Origin of the sequence: Methanobrevibacter sp. UBA417 (genome assembly GCF_002508845.1) — an archaeon.
Classification (GTDB): domain Archaea; phylum Methanobacteriota; class Methanobacteria; order Methanobacteriales; family Methanobacteriaceae; genus Methanobrevibacter_A; species Methanobrevibacter_A acididurans.
On the sequence record NZ_DAZC01000036.1, the window covers coordinates 1678 to 20930 of the forward strand.

General features: G+C 32.0%; 20 protein-coding genes. 2 read left to right on the top strand and 18 right to left on the bottom strand.

Annotated features, from left to right (window positions below):
* The 18 genes from BP769_RS07855 to BP769_RS07940 all read right to left on the bottom strand — a co-directional run.
* Window positions 1-1216: methanogenesis marker 14 protein (locus tag BP769_RS07855; RefSeq protein WP_413862373.1), on the bottom strand; the 1216-nt coding region annotated here is incomplete at its 3' end.
* Between the two features lie 379 nt (window positions 1217-1595).
* Window positions 1596-2531 (bottom strand): tetrahydromethanopterin S-methyltransferase subunit H, encoded by a 936-nt coding sequence (gene mtrH / locus BP769_RS07860; RefSeq protein WP_413824017.1) that lies wholly within the window; start codon window positions 2529-2531, stop codon window positions 1596-1598.
* Between the two features lie 24 nt (window positions 2532-2555).
* Window positions 2556-2792, bottom strand: a complete 237-nt coding sequence (gene mtrG, locus BP769_RS07865) for a tetrahydromethanopterin S-methyltransferase subunit MtrG (protein WP_409198458.1) — start codon at window positions 2790-2792, stop codon at window positions 2556-2558.
* A gap of 12 nt (window positions 2793-2804) precedes the next feature.
* Window positions 2805-3011, bottom strand: a complete 207-nt coding sequence (locus BP769_RS07870; protein ID WP_409198457.1) for a tetrahydromethanopterin S-methyltransferase subunit F — start codon at window positions 3009-3011, stop codon at window positions 2805-2807.
* A 16-nt stretch (window positions 3012-3027) separates the two neighbouring features.
* Window positions 3028-3750 carry a tetrahydromethanopterin S-methyltransferase subunit A gene (mtrA, locus tag BP769_RS07875; protein ID WP_413862375.1) on the bottom strand — a complete coding sequence of 241 codons (723 nt, stop codon included), beginning with the start codon at window positions 3748-3750 and terminating at the stop codon, window positions 3028-3030.
* Window positions 3751-4074, bottom strand: coding sequence for a tetrahydromethanopterin S-methyltransferase subunit MtrB (gene mtrB, locus BP769_RS07880; RefSeq protein WP_409198455.1), 324 nt, complete (start codon window positions 4072-4074; stop codon window positions 3751-3753).
* A gap of 11 nt (window positions 4075-4085) precedes the next feature.
* Window positions 4086-4883, bottom strand: a complete 798-nt coding sequence (gene mtrC, locus BP769_RS07885) for a tetrahydromethanopterin S-methyltransferase subunit MtrC (RefSeq protein ID WP_413828995.1) — start codon at window positions 4881-4883, stop codon at window positions 4086-4088.
* A gap of 1 nt (window position 4884) precedes the next feature.
* Window positions 4885-5589, bottom strand: coding sequence for a tetrahydromethanopterin S-methyltransferase subunit D (mtrD, locus tag BP769_RS07890; protein ID WP_413824012.1), 705 nt, complete (start codon window positions 5587-5589; stop codon window positions 4885-4887).
* A gap of 13 nt (window positions 5590-5602) precedes the next feature.
* Window positions 5603-6547, bottom strand: coding sequence for a tetrahydromethanopterin S-methyltransferase subunit E (gene mtrE / locus BP769_RS07895; protein ID WP_413824009.1), 945 nt, complete (start codon window positions 6545-6547; stop codon window positions 5603-5605).
* Window positions 6548-7234: 687 nt separating this feature from the next.
* Complete coding sequence (gene mcrA, locus BP769_RS07900) at window positions 7235-8893, bottom strand: coenzyme-B sulfoethylthiotransferase subunit alpha (RefSeq protein ID WP_413824006.1); 1659 nt, start codon at window positions 8891-8893, stop codon at window positions 7235-7237.
* Between the two features lies 1 nt (window position 8894).
* Entirely contained in the window at window positions 8895-9668 is a 774-nt protein-coding gene (mcrG, locus tag BP769_RS07905) for a coenzyme-B sulfoethylthiotransferase subunit gamma (RefSeq protein ID WP_413824003.1), read from the bottom strand.
* 2 nt (window positions 9669-9670) lie between these two features.
* A complete protein-coding gene (mcrC, locus tag BP769_RS07910) occupies window positions 9671-10267 on the bottom strand; it encodes a methyl-coenzyme M reductase I operon protein C (RefSeq protein WP_413824000.1) in 597 nt (198 codons plus the stop codon).
* A gap of 40 nt (window positions 10268-10307) precedes the next feature.
* A complete protein-coding gene (gene mcrD, locus BP769_RS07915; RefSeq protein ID WP_413823997.1) occupies window positions 10308-10763 on the bottom strand; it encodes a methyl-coenzyme M reductase operon protein D in 456 nt (151 codons plus the stop codon).
* 68 nt (window positions 10764-10831) lie between these two features.
* Window positions 10832-12160 carry a coenzyme-B sulfoethylthiotransferase subunit beta gene (mcrB, locus tag BP769_RS07920; RefSeq protein ID WP_413827360.1) on the bottom strand — a complete coding sequence of 443 codons (1329 nt, stop codon included), beginning with the start codon at window positions 12158-12160 and terminating at the stop codon, window positions 10832-10834.
* Between the two features lie 789 nt (window positions 12161-12949).
* Entirely contained in the window at window positions 12950-14197 is a 1248-nt protein-coding gene (gene mmp10, locus BP769_RS07925; protein WP_413827363.1) for a methyl coenzyme M reductase-arginine methyltransferase Mmp10, read from the bottom strand.
* 68 nt (window positions 14198-14265) lie between these two features.
* Window positions 14266-15357: a metallophosphoesterase gene (locus BP769_RS07930; RefSeq protein ID WP_413823988.1), complete on the bottom strand. Its 1092-nt coding sequence runs from the start codon at window positions 15355-15357 to the stop codon at window positions 14266-14268.
* A 70-nt stretch (window positions 15358-15427) separates the two neighbouring features.
* Entirely contained in the window at window positions 15428-16339 is a 912-nt protein-coding gene (locus BP769_RS07935; RefSeq protein WP_409198444.1) for a methanogenesis marker 7 protein, read from the bottom strand.
* Between the two features lie 104 nt (window positions 16340-16443).
* Window positions 16444-16998: a hypothetical protein gene (locus BP769_RS07940; protein WP_413823983.1), complete on the bottom strand. Its 555-nt coding sequence runs from the start codon at window positions 16996-16998 to the stop codon at window positions 16444-16446.
* A 168-nt stretch (window positions 16999-17166) separates the two neighbouring features.
* Here BP769_RS07940 and comB point away from each other — a divergent pair, with 168 nt between their 5' ends.
* Both comB and BP769_RS07950 read left to right on the top strand, forming a co-directional pair.
* Window positions 17167-17853, top strand: a complete 687-nt coding sequence (gene comB / locus BP769_RS07945) for a 2-phosphosulfolactate phosphatase (RefSeq protein ID WP_413827367.1) — start codon at window positions 17167-17169, stop codon at window positions 17851-17853.
* Window positions 17854-18027: 174 nt separating this feature from the next.
* A complete protein-coding gene (locus BP769_RS07950; protein ID WP_413862377.1) occupies window positions 18028-19197 on the top strand; it encodes a TraB/GumN family protein in 1170 nt (389 codons plus the stop codon).
* The last annotated feature ends 56 nt before the right edge of the window (window positions 19198-19253 follow it).

A 19253-nucleotide genomic window follows, 5' to 3' on the forward strand; every position in this document is an offset into this window, starting at 1 on the left:
CAAGTTTTTCTTCAAATGCTATATCTAGTAAGCGGTCAACTATTATTGCACTTACATGATCCATTGTTGCAAGTAAGGTTGGAAGACCATCTTCATCATAGAATTGTCCTCCTAATTCCATTAATTCGCCTAATCCATCTGCATTAGTTCCAACATCACAACCTATTAGAGTGGTTCCTGCATCTTTTGCTCGGGTACTGTCTAATGGTACTGTACCGAAACGTTCCATACCTTCTGGTACTTTGGTGATGTTTATGAGTTTATGTGCTTCATGTGCATTGATTTTTGCTTTTTTCTGATCTCCTTTACGTAGGAGTTTTGGATCATATAAATCTAGTGCTGCTCCACCTTTGGGGTCTACTTGTTTACTTCCACGTGCAAGTGAATCACTTATAACACCTGCAAGTCCTAAAAAGTTACCTATTGTATTTGCGTATGGTTCTTCTTTGTTTACTATACGGCCGGCTAGTGTACTTCCGAAATCTAGGCTGACACAGGGGTTTCGGTAATCGACTTCTGTCCATTTACTTCCTAGTTTTATTCCTGCTGTTACTAGTTCTCCTTCCATTTCGTTTGCTACTACTTCTCGGCCTCTTGGTGGAACTACACTTACTACTGCTCCATCGAAACTTATATTGTCTAGTAGGGTGAAATTTTGTAATCTTTTTGGTAATTGTTGTGTGGTCATTGCTGGTGCCATTTTTTTAGGTGGTATACCTGCATTTAAGCATCCGTCTGCTAGTGCTATTACTAGTTTACCTACTTCTTGTGTGGTTGCGAAACCTGCTGTTACACCTGTTGAACGTACTACGAAGTCTAAGTCTTTTTCCATGTCTACGTTTGCTTTGTGTAGGGATTCTAGTACTGTGTCTTTTATTAAATCTGCTACTGATTCTTTTGATAATTCTATTCCCCAAACTGTTGAACCGAATACTTCTTCGTCTGGTTTTGGTTTTCGAATATCTCTAGTCATTTTAACTGTTTTATCTAGTAGGTAGGATTTACTAGAATTTAAGTTGGTAGCTGTAAGAATACATTTGGTTGTTGTGTTTCCGAGTTCTACACTTGCAACAACATAATACTCATCAGGTCTTGTTTTGAAACCTGGACTTTGAGGCCGGTTAGTACTAGCTTTTAGAAAATCTAATTTTTCTGTTTGACTATGAGCTATAACTGGTTTTGGGCCTTTATTGAATAAATTACCTAAAAATGACATTTTTATACACCATTTAACTCCTAAAATTAATATTATAAAATTTTTTTATTTTACTTTTATACTTGTTTATTGGGTTTATAAATATAACAATATAAATTTTATTAAATTGTTCTAATATAGAATAGGATTTCCAGGAATTTTAATTAAATCTAGGGGGTGTTTTAATTTTTGTAAAAAAAAGTTAGTAATAATTTATGTAAAATTAGTATTAATATGGTTTTAAAAAAATTGGTTTTATATAGAATTTAAGTTTTAAATAAAAAATTTTTACTTAAAACCTAAAAGCCCATATAAAGCCTTTATATTTTTTACGTGTTTAACTTTAAAAGAGTTTAAAGAAGTAAACTCTATAGTAAAATCCTCAAACTAATAAAATTATTTATAATAATTTATTGAATGGGTGAGTTTCTATAGGTTCAGTTCCTAAATCTTTTGCAGCTTCAGCAACGAATCCATCAGCCATAGCAGCTGCTGGGAAAACATCAGGACTGTTTTCGATAGGTCCAAAGAGACAGAAGTCGCCTCCTACAGCAATTTGTAAAAGGTCAGAACCTATATCACATACGTGGAAAGTTTCTTTACGTACTGTCTTTTTGTAGTCTCTTAACCAATCCCATGCAGATGGTACATTATGAATACCGGATCCTATAGGGTAACCCCATTTACTTTTTTCAGCAAATGTTGTTCTGAGTGCAGGACCTGCACCTTGACCTAAAGGAGTAATAGCTACATCCATAAATGGTTTATCAATACCACATTCGTCTGCTAATTCAAGAATTCCTTGATCCATTACAGATCCACCATTTTCCCAAATATCGATTTTACCTTCGACACCAGGTTCCATTGGGTTGAATCCGAGAATAATTGAAGAAGAAATATCGGTTTCTTTAACTGCTTCGATTTCAGGTTCTTCACAAGCCATACTTAAACTGTTATATATAGCTCTGTCAGATAAACCTGCATCTTGAGCATATCTAGCACCTGCTACTTTAGCATCAGCACTAGTAGAATCAATCATGAAAGCCTTGTCTGATACATCACCGACAAATTCTAAGTATTTTACCATAGCTTCTGGTGTTGCACCAAAAGTTTGGATAATACATGGGTTACCAGTGGTATCTTCCATTTCTTCCATATGTTTAATTAATTCTTCAGCTTTGTCTTTATCGAAAATTCCTTCTTTTTCATCACTAATAATTTTGTGTCCGCCATAAAAGATAGTTCCTGCAAGTACGGTTGGATATTCTCCAGGTTGACCACCACATTTACATCCAGCAACATCTACGACGACTTGTTCTTTATCAAACTTATACATTTGTTAATCCTCCAAATATTAATTCTAGAGTAATCCTGTCAATATTGCTACTAAATTAAATTTAATAAATACTAACAATATTATCATTCCTATAATTATACCATATAAAATACCAACATCTCTACCAGATTGTTGACCTAAACGTTGGTAATATTCACCAATAGTAAAATCAACTTTTTCTTCAACATCATCTAATCTTGCACTAGATTTATCGAATTCTTCTGCAGAAACAAGTACTTGAGGTATTTCATTATCAGCCATCATAACACCTCTTTACATTCCGCATAATTTAACTATTAATGGTATTACAAGACATAGTGCAAAAGCAAATATAAGTCCGTATCCTATACCACTAACTCTAGTTTGATATAATCCTGACCATAATCGACCTTGTCTTCCTATAAGTTTAGAAGATCGATTAATGTTTTCAGATGTACTTTTAATACCTTTCATGTTTGGTTTGTTTGAAAATTTAACCATAATCCTACCTCCTAACTTATATTATTAAGAATAAAGCTCCGATTACTAAGGTAAATACAAGACCAATCATGATTCCTTGTACTTTACCTGCATAATTACCGGATAAATCCTTTTCAACTGCTCCAATCATTTTGATTTGGGTGTTGATGTTTCTCATTCGTGCTTCGAGTAAAGCGGTTTCAGGGGTTACAGGACGTACTGCATCTCCTTCATCTTCATCTTCATCGTCGTCACTAACGTCGATTACCATTGCTTCTTCTTCAAAAGCACCTGGATCTTTTTCAACACATTCTTTTACTTTGGAAGCAATTTGACCTTCATCTTCTACATCGATTAAATCAACTATTTCAACTTGTTGTTGGAATCTTGCAATTCCATCTTGTGGAATATTATCGATATATGGGATAGCTCCAGGAGCACCTATGATTTCTCCTTTGTCAGGGTCAGCACCGTTTTCATGTAAAGCTATTAAACTTGCACCAGTAATGTGTCCTTGTACTTCAGCACCACATACTATTAAGAATCTGATGTTTGGATCAGAAATAGTGTTAGCGATTACTTTTTCAAGACCAAGGTTTTCAGTGTGACAGTGACCTGCAATAGCAGCTCCAGCAGCAACAGCAGCTTCTTCTAAATTAGAAGCTAAAGTTACAGCTGCAACAGGGCTTTCAGGGTCACCTGTAACATAATCTCCTGTGATAAGAGGCCAATCTGCTGCAGGTTCTTTTTTATCTACCATCTATAATACCCCCATCTTAGCTAAAATAGGAAGTATAGCTACTAATAAAAGTAATCCAATTAAGAATCCGTAAACAAAGTTTGTTTGTTTACCTGCAGTAACATAGGAACCTGCTCTTCCAGCATAAGCACCTACAGGAGCAGTGGTTGGATCTAAAGAATTAATTAATTCATCAGCTGCTTCTTCTATTTTATCTATTTCAACATTAACATCGTCTAAGGTGACTAAAACTCCGCCACCAATAGCTCCACCTATTGATCCTGTTACAGGGTCAATAGCTAGATCCATTTCTGGGACAACTTGAATTAAAGGTAACATTTCCATAATTGAACCTCCTATTGATCCTCTGTTTTAGGCCATAAACCAGACCATTTAACGGATGCTGCAGCTTCATTAGACATTTTAAGGAATTTTCTGTAACTGCAAATCCATCCAATAACTCCAACTATTATTACTAATAAGGAAACAAATCCAGAAGGTATTAATAATAAACCAACGACACAAATTGCAAGGAAACCATTAGCAACAGCTAAGGTTAAAGTTCTTTTTTGATCTTCGTTAGGTCCAAGACAAGCATTAAATGGTTCTTGTATAGCCATAGTGTTTAAAATAAAGAATAAAACAATATAACCTGGTATAAGAACTGCAGCAGATATAGAATTAATATCATAAGCTCCAGCTAATGCTACGGAAAATGCTATAACAGATAAAGCAGCTGCTCCAGCAATTTCAGTAGTACATCTAAGTAAAACAGGTATTTTCATTCCTACAATTTTTTTAACAACAACTGCTACAATGAAACCTAAAACCATTGCAATTATTAAAGCAAATACAGGTCCTAACATTACAAATCCAGATAAAGCTGGAACTAATGTTAAAGCAAGACCAGATAATCCACCAATAATACCAATAGCTAAACACATGTAACCTATAGAAGGTACACCAGTACCTAAACCATATCCTGCAACGGTTCTAATAGCATTTGCACCCCATACGATAGCACAAATACCACCTAAACAAGCAAGAAGTGGTCCTATAAGAGAGTTGATACCAACTAAATAAATTCCTAATAATCCACCAATTATTCCTACTGCAAGTAATGCATTAGAATTAACTGCGTTTTCTTCAGCCATTTTAGATACCTCCTAAAATGAGTACACAAAGTATAGCGCAGAGAATGGATGCTATAAGACAAGCTGCGAATCCACGACCAATTTTTTTGAACTTAGGATCATGGAATCCTTCAATAGTACCACCTATATTATAAGAAGCAATAACAGAATTAATGAAATAAACAGAAATAGCGATAATAGCTGCTAATGCTGCTGCTTCAATAGGGGTTGTAATAAAACTAGCGTTGGTAGCTGCATTATTTACTACATAGTAAATAAGTCCACCACCTGCACCACCCATGAGAGAACCTATAATTCCACTGACGAAACAGACAGTAGGAATTCCGTGTCCTTCTGTACCAGGTGTACAATAAATTTCTTGATTTCTACCAGTAATAGGATCGTTATCTACTTTTGCAGAAGCTGGTACAACACCACAACCATATACATAAATATAGTTTGCGATTAACATGGTGAATCCCATCATTAACATTGCACCAATTGCACCTGCTAAAACAACAAGAATCATTGGTTGACCAGTCATTGAAGCTGCTGTAACAAGTCCAGTCATACCTGCACCTGCTGCTAACATAGCTGTACCAGTACCTACACCGGTTGCTGTTGCCATAGCTGCTGGAGCTCCACCTACAGGAATAAAGTGTACACCTGCTCCAATAAGAACTCCACCTACAGCGATAAATATAATTAAACTAATTGGGTCTAACATAATTTTATCCTCCTTATTGTCCTGCCTTTTCAGCTTCTTCTACAATTTCAGCTTCTTCTGCAGGTTCAGCTTCTTCTTCATAAGGTCCATAAACATTACGAGCAAAAGTTTCTAATCTAAAGTTAAGATAGATTAAAATTAATATAATTATTGCACCAGCAATAATACCACCAGTAACTCCGAATACAACAGTAATCCAGAAACTGAAGAATACAATTAAACCGAAACAAACACCAGTTAAAGGTCCACCAAATTTAGCACAAAAGTTTCCTACATCGATACTGTTTTTAGCACCACATGCTTCTTTAGTAACTATATCTCCTTGAATAGCTACAGGAGTACCTCCACCAAATGGGTAAGTTTGATATTCACTTTCTGTACCGTAGTGAACATCCCCAGTTGAAGATCCGATAGCACCAATAGTAATACCCCATACAACACCTAAAACAGGTAATGGGAAGCTAACTAAAGGATTTCCTCCGAGAGGGATTGTCATTAAATAACAGAAACTTGTAATACAAAAAGTTGCAATAAATCCATGACCTGCAATAGGTCCTAAACATTCAATCAATAGATCATAAAATAGTGGTTGTTGGAACTGAGCTTGACCAACAATACGACCAATATGAGCTGTTGTTGTATATATAACGTGTACAAGAGCAGCGACTGTTGCACCAATAGCTATAGCTATAATAGGTAAGGATAAAAATCCAGCATTTAATGTCATAACTAAATAAGCTACGGAACAAGAAATTCCACACCATACACCGTAAGCGACTGGTTCCCCAGAGATCGCTTTATTTACCATTCTGTGTAAATGTCCCATTTGCGGAGCGAGTTGTACTTGTGAGTTAGGGTTACTTTCAGAACCGATATCAGATTCGATATCTTCTGATGCCCCACCAATAGTAGCAGCTATTCCGATTAATGCGACTACACCTAATGTAATTGGGTCCATATATTTTTTCCTCCTTAGTTTTTATTAAATTAATTTAATAAATTTAATAAGCTAATTTAAAGAAAACAATAATAATTATCTTCTTTAATAATTATTTCTCACTTTATAATGGTTCTGATTAATTAATAATTAATCATTAACAATTATTTTTATCCCAAAAAAAATAATTGTTATCCCATTTTTTAAAGGATTGCACTCATTTTTTTATTAATTGATTTTTTTTCTCCATTAAAAATAAATTCTAAATTTTTAATATTTTATTATAAATCATGAAAAAAATGATTTAATTTTATTTATTAATATCCACTCGAATTCCTTTTTATTAGAGTAAATAGTTTATAACTTAATGAAAACTTATAAACTAAAGTAAAACTTTCTAAAAATTAGAAATTGTTTTACATTTTTTTGTATTATTTTTTTTAAATATTCAAAAGGAAGTTTAACCTCTTTGAAAACATTTTTTGATTTATTTGAATATAGGATAGTTTAACCTATACTTTATATCTATATAAAAAAGTTTAATATAAGCTTTACTAAAAAGTTTTTAGGAAAACAAAAAGATTAAACCTTATTTGATAATTATTAAAATTGATTGTAATTTTATTTTTGAAAATAAATCGAGAAAATTAAGAAAAAAAATAGGTGTTTAATTAAAAACACCTATCTTAGTCTTAAAATATTTCGTGTTTATTTAGCTGGAATGATGACAGATCTTTCACCATCAGGTTCAAATTCTCTTAAAGCACCTTTAGCAAATTCAGAACGTACAGCACCGAAGTCAAATGTTAAACTTGGGTCAGCAAATGCGATTTTAACTAAAGCGTTAAATGCAAATGCATCTTTACGAGCTGAGTGAGGAGCTTGAGCAATACCTGCGTATTCACCTTGGTGACCTACATTCATTGCATAGTTAGGATAGTTTGGTCCTCTCATTTCAATTGGTAAACCTTCGTCGTTTCTTATAGAGAATACGTTAGCTGCACCACATTGATCTTGTAAATCGAAACCATAGAATCCTAATCTGGAATGTTCTTCTTTATGTAAGTACATGGATAAGTACCAAGCACTTAAACCAGTTTGACCATTACCAGTAGCAAATGCAGTAGATATACCAGATGCTGCGGAAATAACAGATGCTCTTTGAGAACCACCGAAGTGAGTTTCAAGTAAAGCAGGATAGTCTTCGTATTGTTCTAAAGCATAGAATGCAACTTCAGAACCTACATCAAGAACAGTATCCATGTTATTAGGAGCTTCACATAATCCACCATATTTATCTTCTACATATTCTTGTCCATAGTAAGAGAAGTCATCTAAGATATTATCAGTATATGCTGCTGTAGCATATTGAGTGAATCCGACTCCACCAGACATGTAAGAACCTAACCAGATTTGATCGTAAAGTGCAGCACCTAATGCTACAACTTCTAAGGAGGAACGAACAGGGTCATCTGGGTTAGTTCTACTACCTTGTGCAATATCTGCCATGAATCCGAATGGAATACCACCGACTTCATTTGCAGCTCTTGCTCTTCTTACAGGTAAGTAAGTACCCATGTTTACAACTTCTGCGTGTTTAGATGCGTAAGCGAAATCACCAGTTGCACCTTCACCAGCACATTGATTGTAAGCAGAAATCATAGACATACCGATTTGCATAGCAGACCAACGAGAGGTAGTACCTCCATCACAAACTCTACCTACAAGGGAAGGAATTCTAACTGCTTGCCATACTGCAGAACCTACTTCTTTCTTTAAAGCTTCAGCTTGTTCTTCAGGGAACATTTTATTAATATCTAAAACGAAGCAATCATCAATTTCATCTGCTAATTCATCGTCCCCAGTGAATACTTTTACATAACTGTCTGCTACTAACATAGGGTTGGTTTCAACCATATGTTCTTGAACAATAGCTCCACCAGGCATTGCGTGGTTTACAGTTTCTAAGTAATTAGTAATTGTTTCTGGAGTTACTTCCATACCTAATCTTTTTTCAAGAACTGTGTGTGCAGTGTTTAATCCTACAATAACAGTTCTTCTAATGTCATCCCAAGCTTGTTGAATAGCTGCGTTGTTAATAAAGTGTAAATCGTCACCTTCAACAAAAGTATCAGTTGTGGATAATTGGTAAGACATTAAAGCTCTTTGACCAAGAGGGGAACCAACGTCTGGATTGTACATTGGGATTCCTCTCTTTTTAGCAATTTCTTCTCCTTCTTTAACAAATTCAGTTTTTCTTTCAGATTGTCTCCAACCACCTAAGTTATAAAAAGTAGTGGTTCTGTCGGTAGGATCTTCTTTAAACTTTTTTGTTAAAGCTTCCATGAACTTTTTATCTGCTGCCATATTATTCTACCTTCTTGTTTCCATATATTTCTGGATTGTATGCACCTATAGATCTAGATACGTGAATGTTTTGACAAACTTTTACAGCATCTTTATCTTCTCTGTAGGAGTCACCGTCTCTTCTGTAGATGGTGGTTTTTTGTTTTAAGGTTTCTTCATCAATAGGTTCACCTAAAATTACAGGTTCATCTAATTCAATACCTATTTGGTTTTTAACCATTTCGACTTTACCGGTCTTTTTGTTGAATATTTGTCTTCTTAACATATCAAACATCATACCGTCTTCGTCGAGTCTTAAAGAGTGTCCGTGTACACTTTTACCTCTGATTCCAGTTCTAGCTGGATCAAAGTATTCGTTTTGTAAGATTTCTTTAGATAATTTTTCTAAATCTCTTTCACGACATTCTATAATTTGACGACCAGATAAAGTACCAGTATCTACACCTCTAAATCTGTTTACGTAAGATCTAGCTCTTAAGAAAGGTTGAGCTGGAGCGAAATACATGGAATCAGTGAATTGAATATATCTTACTCTGTCCCCTGCTTTAGCACCATCAATAGGTGTTACAAGTTCTCTAATAATATCATCAGGCTCATCCATTTCTTCTAATGGTGGGTGAACACTTTTATATTCTTCACCTGGAGCTCTGTGACCTAAAATTTTTACTACATCTTCATCAGATATTTCACGTAAAACTTCAAGATCGTTTGATGGATCCATAAATTTACGTCTATTTTCTGCAACCTGAGAAGTTCCTGGATAATATTGTACCATAATCATACATCTCCTAATCCTATTTTGACTTTTCTAATAATCTCATCTAATTTTTCCTGAGGAGCTGTTTCTCCTCGAATAACACCACTAATAATTCCCACAACAGTGCCCTTGGTTTTAACTTCATCAGGCATAACCTTTAAAGTTTTAACACCAATTTTTGCAAGGTCTTCAAAATCAATAGGGTATTCGCAAATAATAACACAAGGTTTATTAACATTTCTTAAAATTAATCTTGCTTTGTATATAATATGATTTTTAACTCCACCTAAATGCACAACAAGTAATTTATATTGACTCATTTGCTCAATCTCTTTATTGGTTAAACCAAAAAGGCTTCCACCACTAGCAGAAGGAGCATCACGAGGAACACCTGAACCTGCATCTAAGATAATAGTACTGGTTAAAAGATTAGATTCACGAAGTGCAAATGTGATTTCACATACAGGCTTAGTAATGTGACGTCTACCAGGAGACATAGCTACTGCAACAACATCACTTCCACATTGAGCGAAAGTTCCTCTTTGAGCAATACCTCCACCTTCACCAAGACCTCTAGTTTCTCGACAATCCACTACATGACTTTTTCTTCCAATCATTGTTAATCACATTTATAAAATATTAATTTTTATTTAAATTTTAAGAATTACTCTTATCTTTTTTAATTAATGAAACACTTTCTGAAAATTTTGAGTGTTGATCAGTCATTCCAATTAATTCATCTGGCATATCAACATTCCCATATTTCATATCATCAGTAACAGTTCTAGACTTTCTGATGTATTGTTCTCGGTTAGTGTTAATATCATAACCAAATGGAAGATATTTACCACAAATTTCATCAATTAAATCGATTGTTTCAGTGTTTCCCAATTCAATCCATATACGACCAGTCTTGACTTTTAATTCAACTTCTTCACCGTTTATTGTGATGACTCTGCGATCTCCGTATTTACGTTCAAAATCATCTAAAGGTGGGAATCTTGGTCCATGAATGACTGTTCTTTTCACATCATCTAATGATTCAATTTCATTTAATAATTTTTCGGTAGTGTCTGAACCGAGTATTCTAAAAGGGAATATTTCTATATCCATTTAATTACCTCATGTTTTTTATTTAATAAATTAGATTTTGGATGAATTTTTATAAATTCATAGATTACTTAGATGTCTCCTTTGATTTCATCAGCTGCTTCTGCAACGTATTTTAAAGGTTCACGGAATTCATCGAATGAACTGTATACTTCTTTAATAAGTCCAGAGGTTTTTTCTGGGCTGAAAAGTTGAGTACCTGCATCTAAGGACATTGCAGCTACTACTGGTGGAATACAGAATCCTTTACTGTGTCTGGTTACAACGTGGTTACCGTTGAAGATACCAGGACCTCCTCCTCCGTAGATGGAGTGACTGAAGAAACTGAATCCTACAGCTACACCTTCTGCTCTACCGAAGTCAAGACCAGGTAAACCAGTTGCAAATTCTATGTTATCGTTGAAGTATAATAAGGTACTTGGAATACCTTGAGCAGCTCTTGCTGCACCAACGTTAACCATAACAGCTGCTATGGAACCAGCAGCACAATATGCATTCCATTTTGCTACATCGTCTGTTTTGTATAATTTGAAGCCGTTTAAATCTTCTGCTTCAGAAATAACGTTATCGCCAATAGCTTTGTCAACTGTTGAAGCTACAACATTACCAACGTTACCTTCTGCGTTTTGTTTAACAAAATCTAATACCATATTATCAGCATTTAAACCTTGGTAAGCTAAACCTAATAAGTGTAATCTTTCGAATGCACCGATTGCATCTCCCATTTCGAACATAGCAGATTGTTCAAATATAGAACAAAGAGCAGTTCCTTGTAATGAGTTTTTAAGAGTTGCAGCTACGAAGTGGTTTGCACCAATATTTCTTAATGCGTAACCAGGTCCTTCGAGTTTTTGTGGTACATCTAACATAGTTGCAATGTTAGCTCCCATGTAATCTACAGATTGTGGGTATCTTCCTAAGATTGCAGCTTTTACCATGTTACCATCGTAGATGCTTACATCCATGTTTTCAATAATGGATTGTGTTAAAGCAGCTGCGGTAGCTAATGGGGATACAGAGTATTCTGCAGCACAAGCTAATCTTTTGGTTGGAATTTGTACTTTTAATCTTTTACCACCAGAGATAGGTTCTACTAATGTGTCGTCTCCTTCATCTACTTGGATCATTTTCTTTAAAGATGCTCCAATAGCGTCAGCGTTTCCTACTAAGTCGAGATCCATTTCTCTTCCTAGAATCTTGGATTTGTTTCCTCCAACAGATCCAGTTTTTAATGCGTTTTCGATACCTTCTAAGTTAACTGCTACAGTCCGTTTTACACCTTGAATAATTTTTTGTATTGCAGGATTTCGTAGTGGACTTAGAGCTTCGATAGGTACATCAGATGAAACTAATGAACCTCTTTCGTCGTATAAATCGACTTTATCATCAAACTTTGCCATTTTTTCCCTCCTAATTTAATAGAGTTACTAATATACCACTCAATCAAACAGTTTTATATAAAATATGTTTGAAGTGAGTAAGCTACAAAGCAAGTATTGCAATAGCCAGCTATTTGGTATACGATTTTATCTTTGAATAAGATATAATATAAATATATTTTTTAGAAAGATTTAGTAAACTTTATTAATGATAAGTTAAATTAAGTTGTTTCTTATTATTGGGATAAAAAGTATTACTAAATTTATTAAGAACAAATGAAGCTAAAAATAAAAAATTTAAAAGAACAAAAGATTAAAACATGAAAAATCAATAATAAAATTAAAACAAAACAAATACTAAGTTAAATAAGATAATTTAAGTAAAACACCAAAAAATATTAAGTTTAGTTTTTTAAATTAAAAAAAATTGAAATCTTAAAAATTAAATGAAAATTTTTTAACTTAAACATGAAAAAATTGTATAATAAGTTAAAATAATCTTAAATTTATAAAATTAATTTTTAATATTCTTCAATTATTATAAACTTTCAAACGTTTTAAACACAACGAAAAATAATAAAAAAACTGATAAAAATAATAAAAAAAGTTTTGAAAAATAAAAATAATAAAAAGACTAAAATAAAAAAAAGATTTAAAAAAATCAAACAAAAAACACAAAAACCTTACAAAAAAGAAAATAAAAGCAAAAAACCTTTAAAAACCATCCAAAACATTAAAACACCAAAAAATATAAGAAAAAAATAGAATAAGAAAAAATAAAAAGTAATACTGAAAAAAGAAAAAAAACAGTTAACTAGGTCTCATCCCAAAGAAGTTAATAGCATCAATCAAATCCCTAAAAGATTCTAATTCCTCCATAATAACTTCCTCTTCAGTAAAACCACTACTTAATTCCCCATCAACACTTAAAGTATCAGGTCCCCTACCAACAACACGTTCAACACCATCACGTGAAAATATATCCTCAGCAACCTTATCATGAACAAAACTACGACCCGGAATAATAACAGAATCTTTAACCTGACTTAAATCAACAGATTCAAAATCTTCCTGAGTCATTAAACAAGCAATCTCCTTATCAGTACCAATAACATTAACATTATTAGCACCAATCTTTTTAAACACTTTACTAATAAATGGTGCAGCTAACTTACTAGTAATAATAGTTGCCTCACCAGTAACCTCTTTAAGAAATTGTAAATACTCCTCATTACCATCACGAGCAATAATAAATGGAGCATTAATAGTAGGATCACCTAAAGGAGTTCCAGTAACTCTTAAATCATACTCCTTATTAATTTCCTGAACAAGCAATGAAAACTCATCAAGACTTTGAGAGTTAACATCCCCAACAATTGGAGAATTACCTAAAATAAGACCCTGATTAGTACTATTAGCAAATCTCATTAAAAGTAAAGCTTTAGCACCCCACTCCTCTAAAGATTCACAAGTTTTACGTAAAACTTCACCATCATTCACCCCAGGAATAATAACACTTGCAGCATAAAGATTAGCACTTTCAGCAAAAAGTTTAGCAGATTCAAGAGAAGCCTCAGGACTAGGATCCTTAACCCATTCCTTACGTAAACCAATATCATTAGCAAATAAAGTGAAAGTAACCTCATCAACACCAAGATTCATTAATCTTGAAGCCATCTTAGAATCATCAATCCCTTTACCACTAGTATAACCAAGATGTGATTTAAGTCCAAACTGATTAATTCCAGCTACCAATTCTTCAAGTTGAGGATAACAACTAACATCCCCACCACCTGAAATATTCACTTTAAGTTCTTTATCACTTGTTTGATTCATCATCATAGCAGTTTGAATCTCATTCATAACAAGAAATGAAGGTTTAAACTCTGAACCTGTCTCACAAACACCTTCACCACAATGTTTACAACCTACAGTATTTGGAGGACAGTACCTACAACCTAAAGGTTCAATAGGTTTTACTTTACGAAAATAACAATATTTACAAAATCCTCTACAATCTTTTCCAGGAATTCCACCAACATCAGCTACTATTTGCATAAGAATCTTTTATATAATTTCTAGTTAAAATAAATAATCCCTCTACTAAAAAAATAAATGTGTAAGTTTTATTTTTTTGGTAAGAGTTTTAATAAAACCATTTCACTATTTGTACCTAAACGTAATGGTGGACCCATAGTACCTACACCTGTAGATACAGATAAATAACTAGTCTTCTCTCCTTGATTATTAATGAATAATCCTTTACAAAATGGGAAAAACTTTCCAACCCATAAATTTGCAGGATAAAATTGTCCACCATGAGTATGACCAGATAATTGAATATCAAAACCATATTTAATAAATTCCCCCCAGTGTTGAGGTGCATGATAAACTATTATATTATTATCTTCAAGATTAATATTAAACTGATTAAATGATTTTTCTGGATTTTTAAAACTATAATCTAAACCATATATATTTAAATCTTTAAATGTACAGTAATTATCACTTAAAATATAGATTCCAGCATTTTCACAAGCCACGTATACATTATCTATTCCAGGATAATAATCATGATTTCCAGGTGTGAATATTACAGGTATTTTACTATTTTTAAATTCATTAAAATCATCTTTTCCTATACTTGTTGATCCATCAGCTAAATCTCCACTAATTATTACAAGTTGAGCCCCTTTATTTGCTAAGTGATTAATTTTTTTAACAATTTTTTTAAGTAATCCTTGATTTCTATAGGTCCCATAATGAATATCAGATATATGGATAATGTTTAGTTCTTCTTTTAAGTTTTCAATTTCTAATTCATATCCAATGACTTTAATTTTATGAGCATTATAATAAGCATAAAATCCTATTAAAAACACCACAAGATATATACTAAGTGTAATAATTTTAGGTATTATTACAAAATATGAAATTAAGTATAAAATTATCATTACAAACAAGAAAATAAGAGACGGCCATTTCCATGATTCCAAAACAACCATAATAGAACGTGTCACATTATTAGAATTATATAATTCAATATATGAAAAGATTAAAGTTAAAACACATACACCAACACTTAAAAACATAATTATATTATTATCAGGACTACCAATCAAAGCCCACATAGCTTTTAATAAAAAATAATTATAAAAACTTAAAATAATTGAAGGGAAAACTGAATTTAAAATATAACGTTCCTTTAAACTTTCCACAAAAAACACCAAAAAAAATATATAATTTAATAGAATAAGAAAAAGTATAAAAAATTTTTATAAAATTTATTTAAACTAAAGAACTTTCATTTAAAAGACGAACTAGAATATAATCATACATATGAGATTTTTCAACACTAGCTATATCCTTTAATTTTTTATCATCAATCATAACATTTTCAATGACTTCATGATACTTATCATAATCCAATTTAACACGTAAACCACTAATTTGACTAGTTACAGGTGTTGGACTAATTACTTCATGGATTGCTGGAACTTGAGATTCAATCTCATTTTTAACAAGTATACTTGGGAATAATGGAGGGTCTTGAGCTAAATCTTTTTTTAAAATTGTTAATTGATCTTCAACAACATCAACTAATCTTTTCAAAGCACGAATATCTGGTCCTCTTTTTAATCTACGAGGTATACGACCTAAACCTGAAACATAAGCATCAGCTCCAGGTAAATCTTCTAAATCTATTTCTGGAGATCCTGTAACAATAACTGGTATGTCTATATCATCATAAAGGAAAGATTTATCAATAATACAATCTTTAAAACTTCCAAGAGCAAAAATAGCTATATCATGTTCCTCAATTAAATCTTTTTCAATTTCTGAAATTCCAGAGGTACCTTTACCATGACCACGAGCTAAACCGATCATATTATCTTTTGCACCATAACGACGTAAATATTCACTAATATCACATGCTGCATGAGGTAGGTGATGTCTTGCAAGAGTTGGAGATACAATAGCAATTTCAGTTCCTGCCATAGGTGCAACTGTTATTTCACCAAGAATTTCTTTAGCTTTTTCTTTAACTTTATCAACATCTTCCATTGGAACAGCCATATTAATGATTAATTCCATTTGTAAAACGTTTTCTTGAAGAATAAACCCACCTAAATCTTCAATGAGTTCTTTTAATTCTTCGCTTCTATGAACTCCACCTTCATATGTTAATGTTTCATACATACTATTAAAATCTCCCTAAAAAAAAATTTTACTAAATAAATTACAGATAATTATATTATATAATATATTATTATATTAATAGAATATAAAAATTTTTTTAAAAATTAAATATTATTTAATATAATATTATACCGTGTGACTGCACGTTCTAATGGATTATTAGGTACATTAGAATGTGAGGCCACCTTAATTAATTTACAATCCTTATTTTCCATGCTTATTTGATTTGAAAGGTAATCTGGATAAATTACAATATTATAATCTGTATTCTCATCATTTATTATATTAAAACCTAAATCACATACAATGTCTTTTAAAAAATTTGAGTATACTTTAACATTAATGTCTTTATTCTCATAGCGTATATTATCTAAATTATTTATTATATTATAAGCATCCCTATTATTTTTAAATATTTTTTCTATAGTTTCCTCATCAATATCTGTTTTAAATATTTGAGATATTTTATTAATTGATTCTTTGATTTGTTTAAATGTGTTTAAACTTATATTTATAGAATCCATATTAGTTTCCCTTTCAGCTAAAACTATTGCTATATCCATATTTTTTTCTGTATCTGGAAACTTATTTACAGTATAGTCACATATACCTGCCCATAGTACAATTTTTTCACACATTGGAGTTACAACTATTTTCATATTATGATGTCACCATTAAAAAAAGATAAAATAAAAATTTTTTTTAAATAATTATTATTAAATGATTTTTCATTTTTTTATAAATACTTTATTGTTAAATAATATTTAATTCTTAATATATATTAATAATTATTATTATTTTAATTAAATTTTAAAGGAAAAAAGGAAATGAAAGTAACATTAAGTCTTGAGAAAACCCAAAGTAAAGATGTGAGCATTGTAGTAGATGCCTTAAGAGCAAGCGCCACAATGACCATAGCATTCAATAACTTTAAAAAAGTAATCCCAGCATTCACACCAGAAGAAGCAAGAAAAATTGCAAAAACTGAAAATGCAGTACTTGCCGGGGAAAGATTAGGGAAAAAATTAGAGGGATTTCAAATAGGAAACTCCCCTGAAAAAGTTGAAAATTACAAAACAGATAAAGACACATTAGTCTTAACAACAACTAATGGAACAAGAATAATGGAAGCAATGAACTCAACTGTATTAATAGGTAGCTTTATAAATGCAAAAGCTGTGGCTAAAAAAGCAGTTGAAATAGCAAGCACAGAAATAGACCTTGTAATGGCTGGAAGAAAACATAATTTTGCCTTAGAAGATTACCTTGCTTGTGGTGAAATATTGTACTGGATAAAAAAAGAATTAAAAAGTACAGATGAAATAAGTGAATATGCAATAGGAAGCATTCTTGCATCACGAGATGAGGAAAACTTCACTGAATCAATACTAAACACTCACTCCAGTCAAGTCCTAAAAAAATTAGGACACACTGAAGACATAAACTACTGCATAAAGAAAAATATAACAAATAATGTAGTAATGTATAAAAATAAAAAATTAGAATTGATCTAAAAAAAATAAGTTTTATATACTTATAAAGATATTATTTAAATAGTTAATAAAATAAAACATGATAAATTAAAGATTTTTCTTAATTTATAAAAAATATAATACCACCCCCCCATAAAATTTTTTTATAAAAAAAGAAGAATAATTTAAAAAATATATTTTTAAGAGTTTTTACCTATGAAAAGAGAATGTTTAACAATAATTGGAACAGCTCACGTATCCTCAGATAGTGTGGAAGAAGTTAAAAACACTATCTATGAATTACAACCAGACGTGGTTGGAATAGAATTAGATTATGGACGATACGATAGATTAATGAAAGAAAGAGCTGGACTCGTTGATGATGAAGAATCAATCCACATCAAACAAATAATAAAAGAAAACAAAGTCGGATTATTCTTCGCAACCACCATACTCTCATATATTCAAAACAAAATCGGGGCAAACTTAGATGTTAAACCTGGTTCTGAAATGATAGCAGCAGCAGATGCAGCAAATGATTTAGGAATAAAAATCGCCCTACTCGATCGTGACATAAACATAACACTTCAAAGAACCTTAAACAATATGAGTTTTTGGGAAAAACTTAAATTCCTCTTCAGCACAGTAACAAGTTTCTTCTCAGGTGACGATGAAACCGAAGAAATAGACATTGAAGAGTTAAAAAACGAGGAAACCTTAGAAGAAGTAATGGAATATTTCCAAGAAGTATCCCCTGGAGCTTACCATGCACTCGTACAAGAAAGAGACGCATACCTTGCAAACAGTATACGATCTATTGAAGAAGATAAAGTAATAGCAGTTGTAGGTGCAGGACACCAAGACGGAATAAATCGTTACTTAGATAATCCAGAAACAATACCACCAATTAGTGAAATAACTAATACTGAAAAAAAAGGTGGAATACCATGGCTTAAAATAATCTTAGCAATGATACCAATACTATTCATTGTGATATTTTTTCTTGCATTTATAAAAGGTATTAAAATTGAATGGAACATAGCAGAATTCATCATAATAAGTATGATAATGGGATTTGTAGGATCCATATGTAGTGGTAGTAAAATTCAATCCGCACTCGTTGGAGGAGTAGTTGCACCATTAACAATAATCCACCCATTACTTGCAGCAGGATGGTTCAGTGGTTTAACTGAATTAAAATATCGTAAAGTTCGTAAAAAAGATATTAAAAACTTAAATGATATTAACTCTTTAAGAGATTTATGGAATAATAATATATTCAGAGTATTACTTGTAGTGATTGGTACTAATTTAGCTGTAAGTATAGCAACACTTGTAATCTTACCATCACAAGTATTCATACCACTATTCTTTAAAATATTCTAAAATCAATTACTACTTTTTTTATTTTTTCACACATTGTTTTATAATTTAATATAAAT

Coding starts and splice junctions, on each gene's coding strand:
- mcrD (WP_413823997.1), bottom strand. CDS start 10,763: ATGGATATAGAAATATTCCCTTTTAGAATACTCGGTTCAGACACTACC.
- BP769_RS07870 (WP_409198457.1), bottom strand. CDS start 3,011: ATGGTTAAATTTTCAAACAAACCAAACATGAAAGGTATTAAAAGTACA.
- BP769_RS07940 (WP_413823983.1), bottom strand. CDS start 16,998: ATGAAAATAGTTGTAACTCCAATGTGTGAAAAAATTGTACTATGGGCA.
- mtrD (WP_413824012.1), bottom strand. CDS start 5,589: ATGTTAGACCCAATTAGTTTAATTATATTTATCGCTGTAGGTGGAGTT.
- mcrA (WP_413824006.1), bottom strand. CDS start 8,893: ATGGCAGCAGATAAAAAGTTCATGGAAGCTTTAACAAAAAAGTTTAAA.
- mtrA (WP_413862375.1), bottom strand. CDS start 3,750: ATGGTAGATAAAAAAGAACCTGCAGCAGATTGGCCTCTTATCACAGGA.
- mcrC (WP_413824000.1), bottom strand. CDS start 10,267: ATGATTGGAAGAAAAAGTCATGTAGTGGATTGTCGAGAAACTAGAGGT.
- mtrB (WP_409198455.1), bottom strand. CDS start 4,074: ATGGAAATGTTACCTTTAATTCAAGTTGTCCCAGAAATGGATCTAGCT.
- mcrB (WP_413827360.1), bottom strand. CDS start 12,160: ATGGCAAAGTTTGATGATAAAGTCGATTTATACGACGAAAGAGGTTCA.
- mtrC (WP_413828995.1), bottom strand. CDS start 4,883: ATGGCTGAAGAAAACGCAGTTAATTCTAATGCATTACTTGCAGTAGGA.
- mmp10 (WP_413827363.1), bottom strand. CDS start 14,197: ATGCAAATAGTAGCTGATGTTGGTGGAATTCCTGGAAAAGATTGTAGA.
- mtrE (WP_413824009.1), bottom strand. CDS start 6,547: ATGGACCCAATTACATTAGGTGTAGTCGCATTAATCGGAATAGCTGCT.
- BP769_RS07950 (WP_413862377.1), top strand. CDS start 18,028: ATGAAAAGAGAATGTTTAACAATAATTGGAACAGCTCACGTATCCTCA.
- BP769_RS07935 (WP_409198444.1), bottom strand. CDS start 16,339: ATGTATGAAACATTAACATATGAAGGTGGAGTTCATAGAAGCGAAGAA.
- mtrH (WP_413824017.1), bottom strand. CDS start 2,531: ATGTATAAGTTTGATAAAGAACAAGTCGTCGTAGATGTTGCTGGATGT.
- mtrG (WP_409198458.1), bottom strand. CDS start 2,792: ATGGCTGATAATGAAATACCTCAAGTACTTGTTTCTGCAGAAGAATTC.
- comB (WP_413827367.1), top strand. CDS start 17,167: ATGAAAGTAACATTAAGTCTTGAGAAAACCCAAAGTAAAGATGTGAGC.
- mcrG (WP_413824003.1), bottom strand. CDS start 9,668: ATGGTACAATATTATCCAGGAACTTCTCAGGTTGCAGAAAATAGACGT.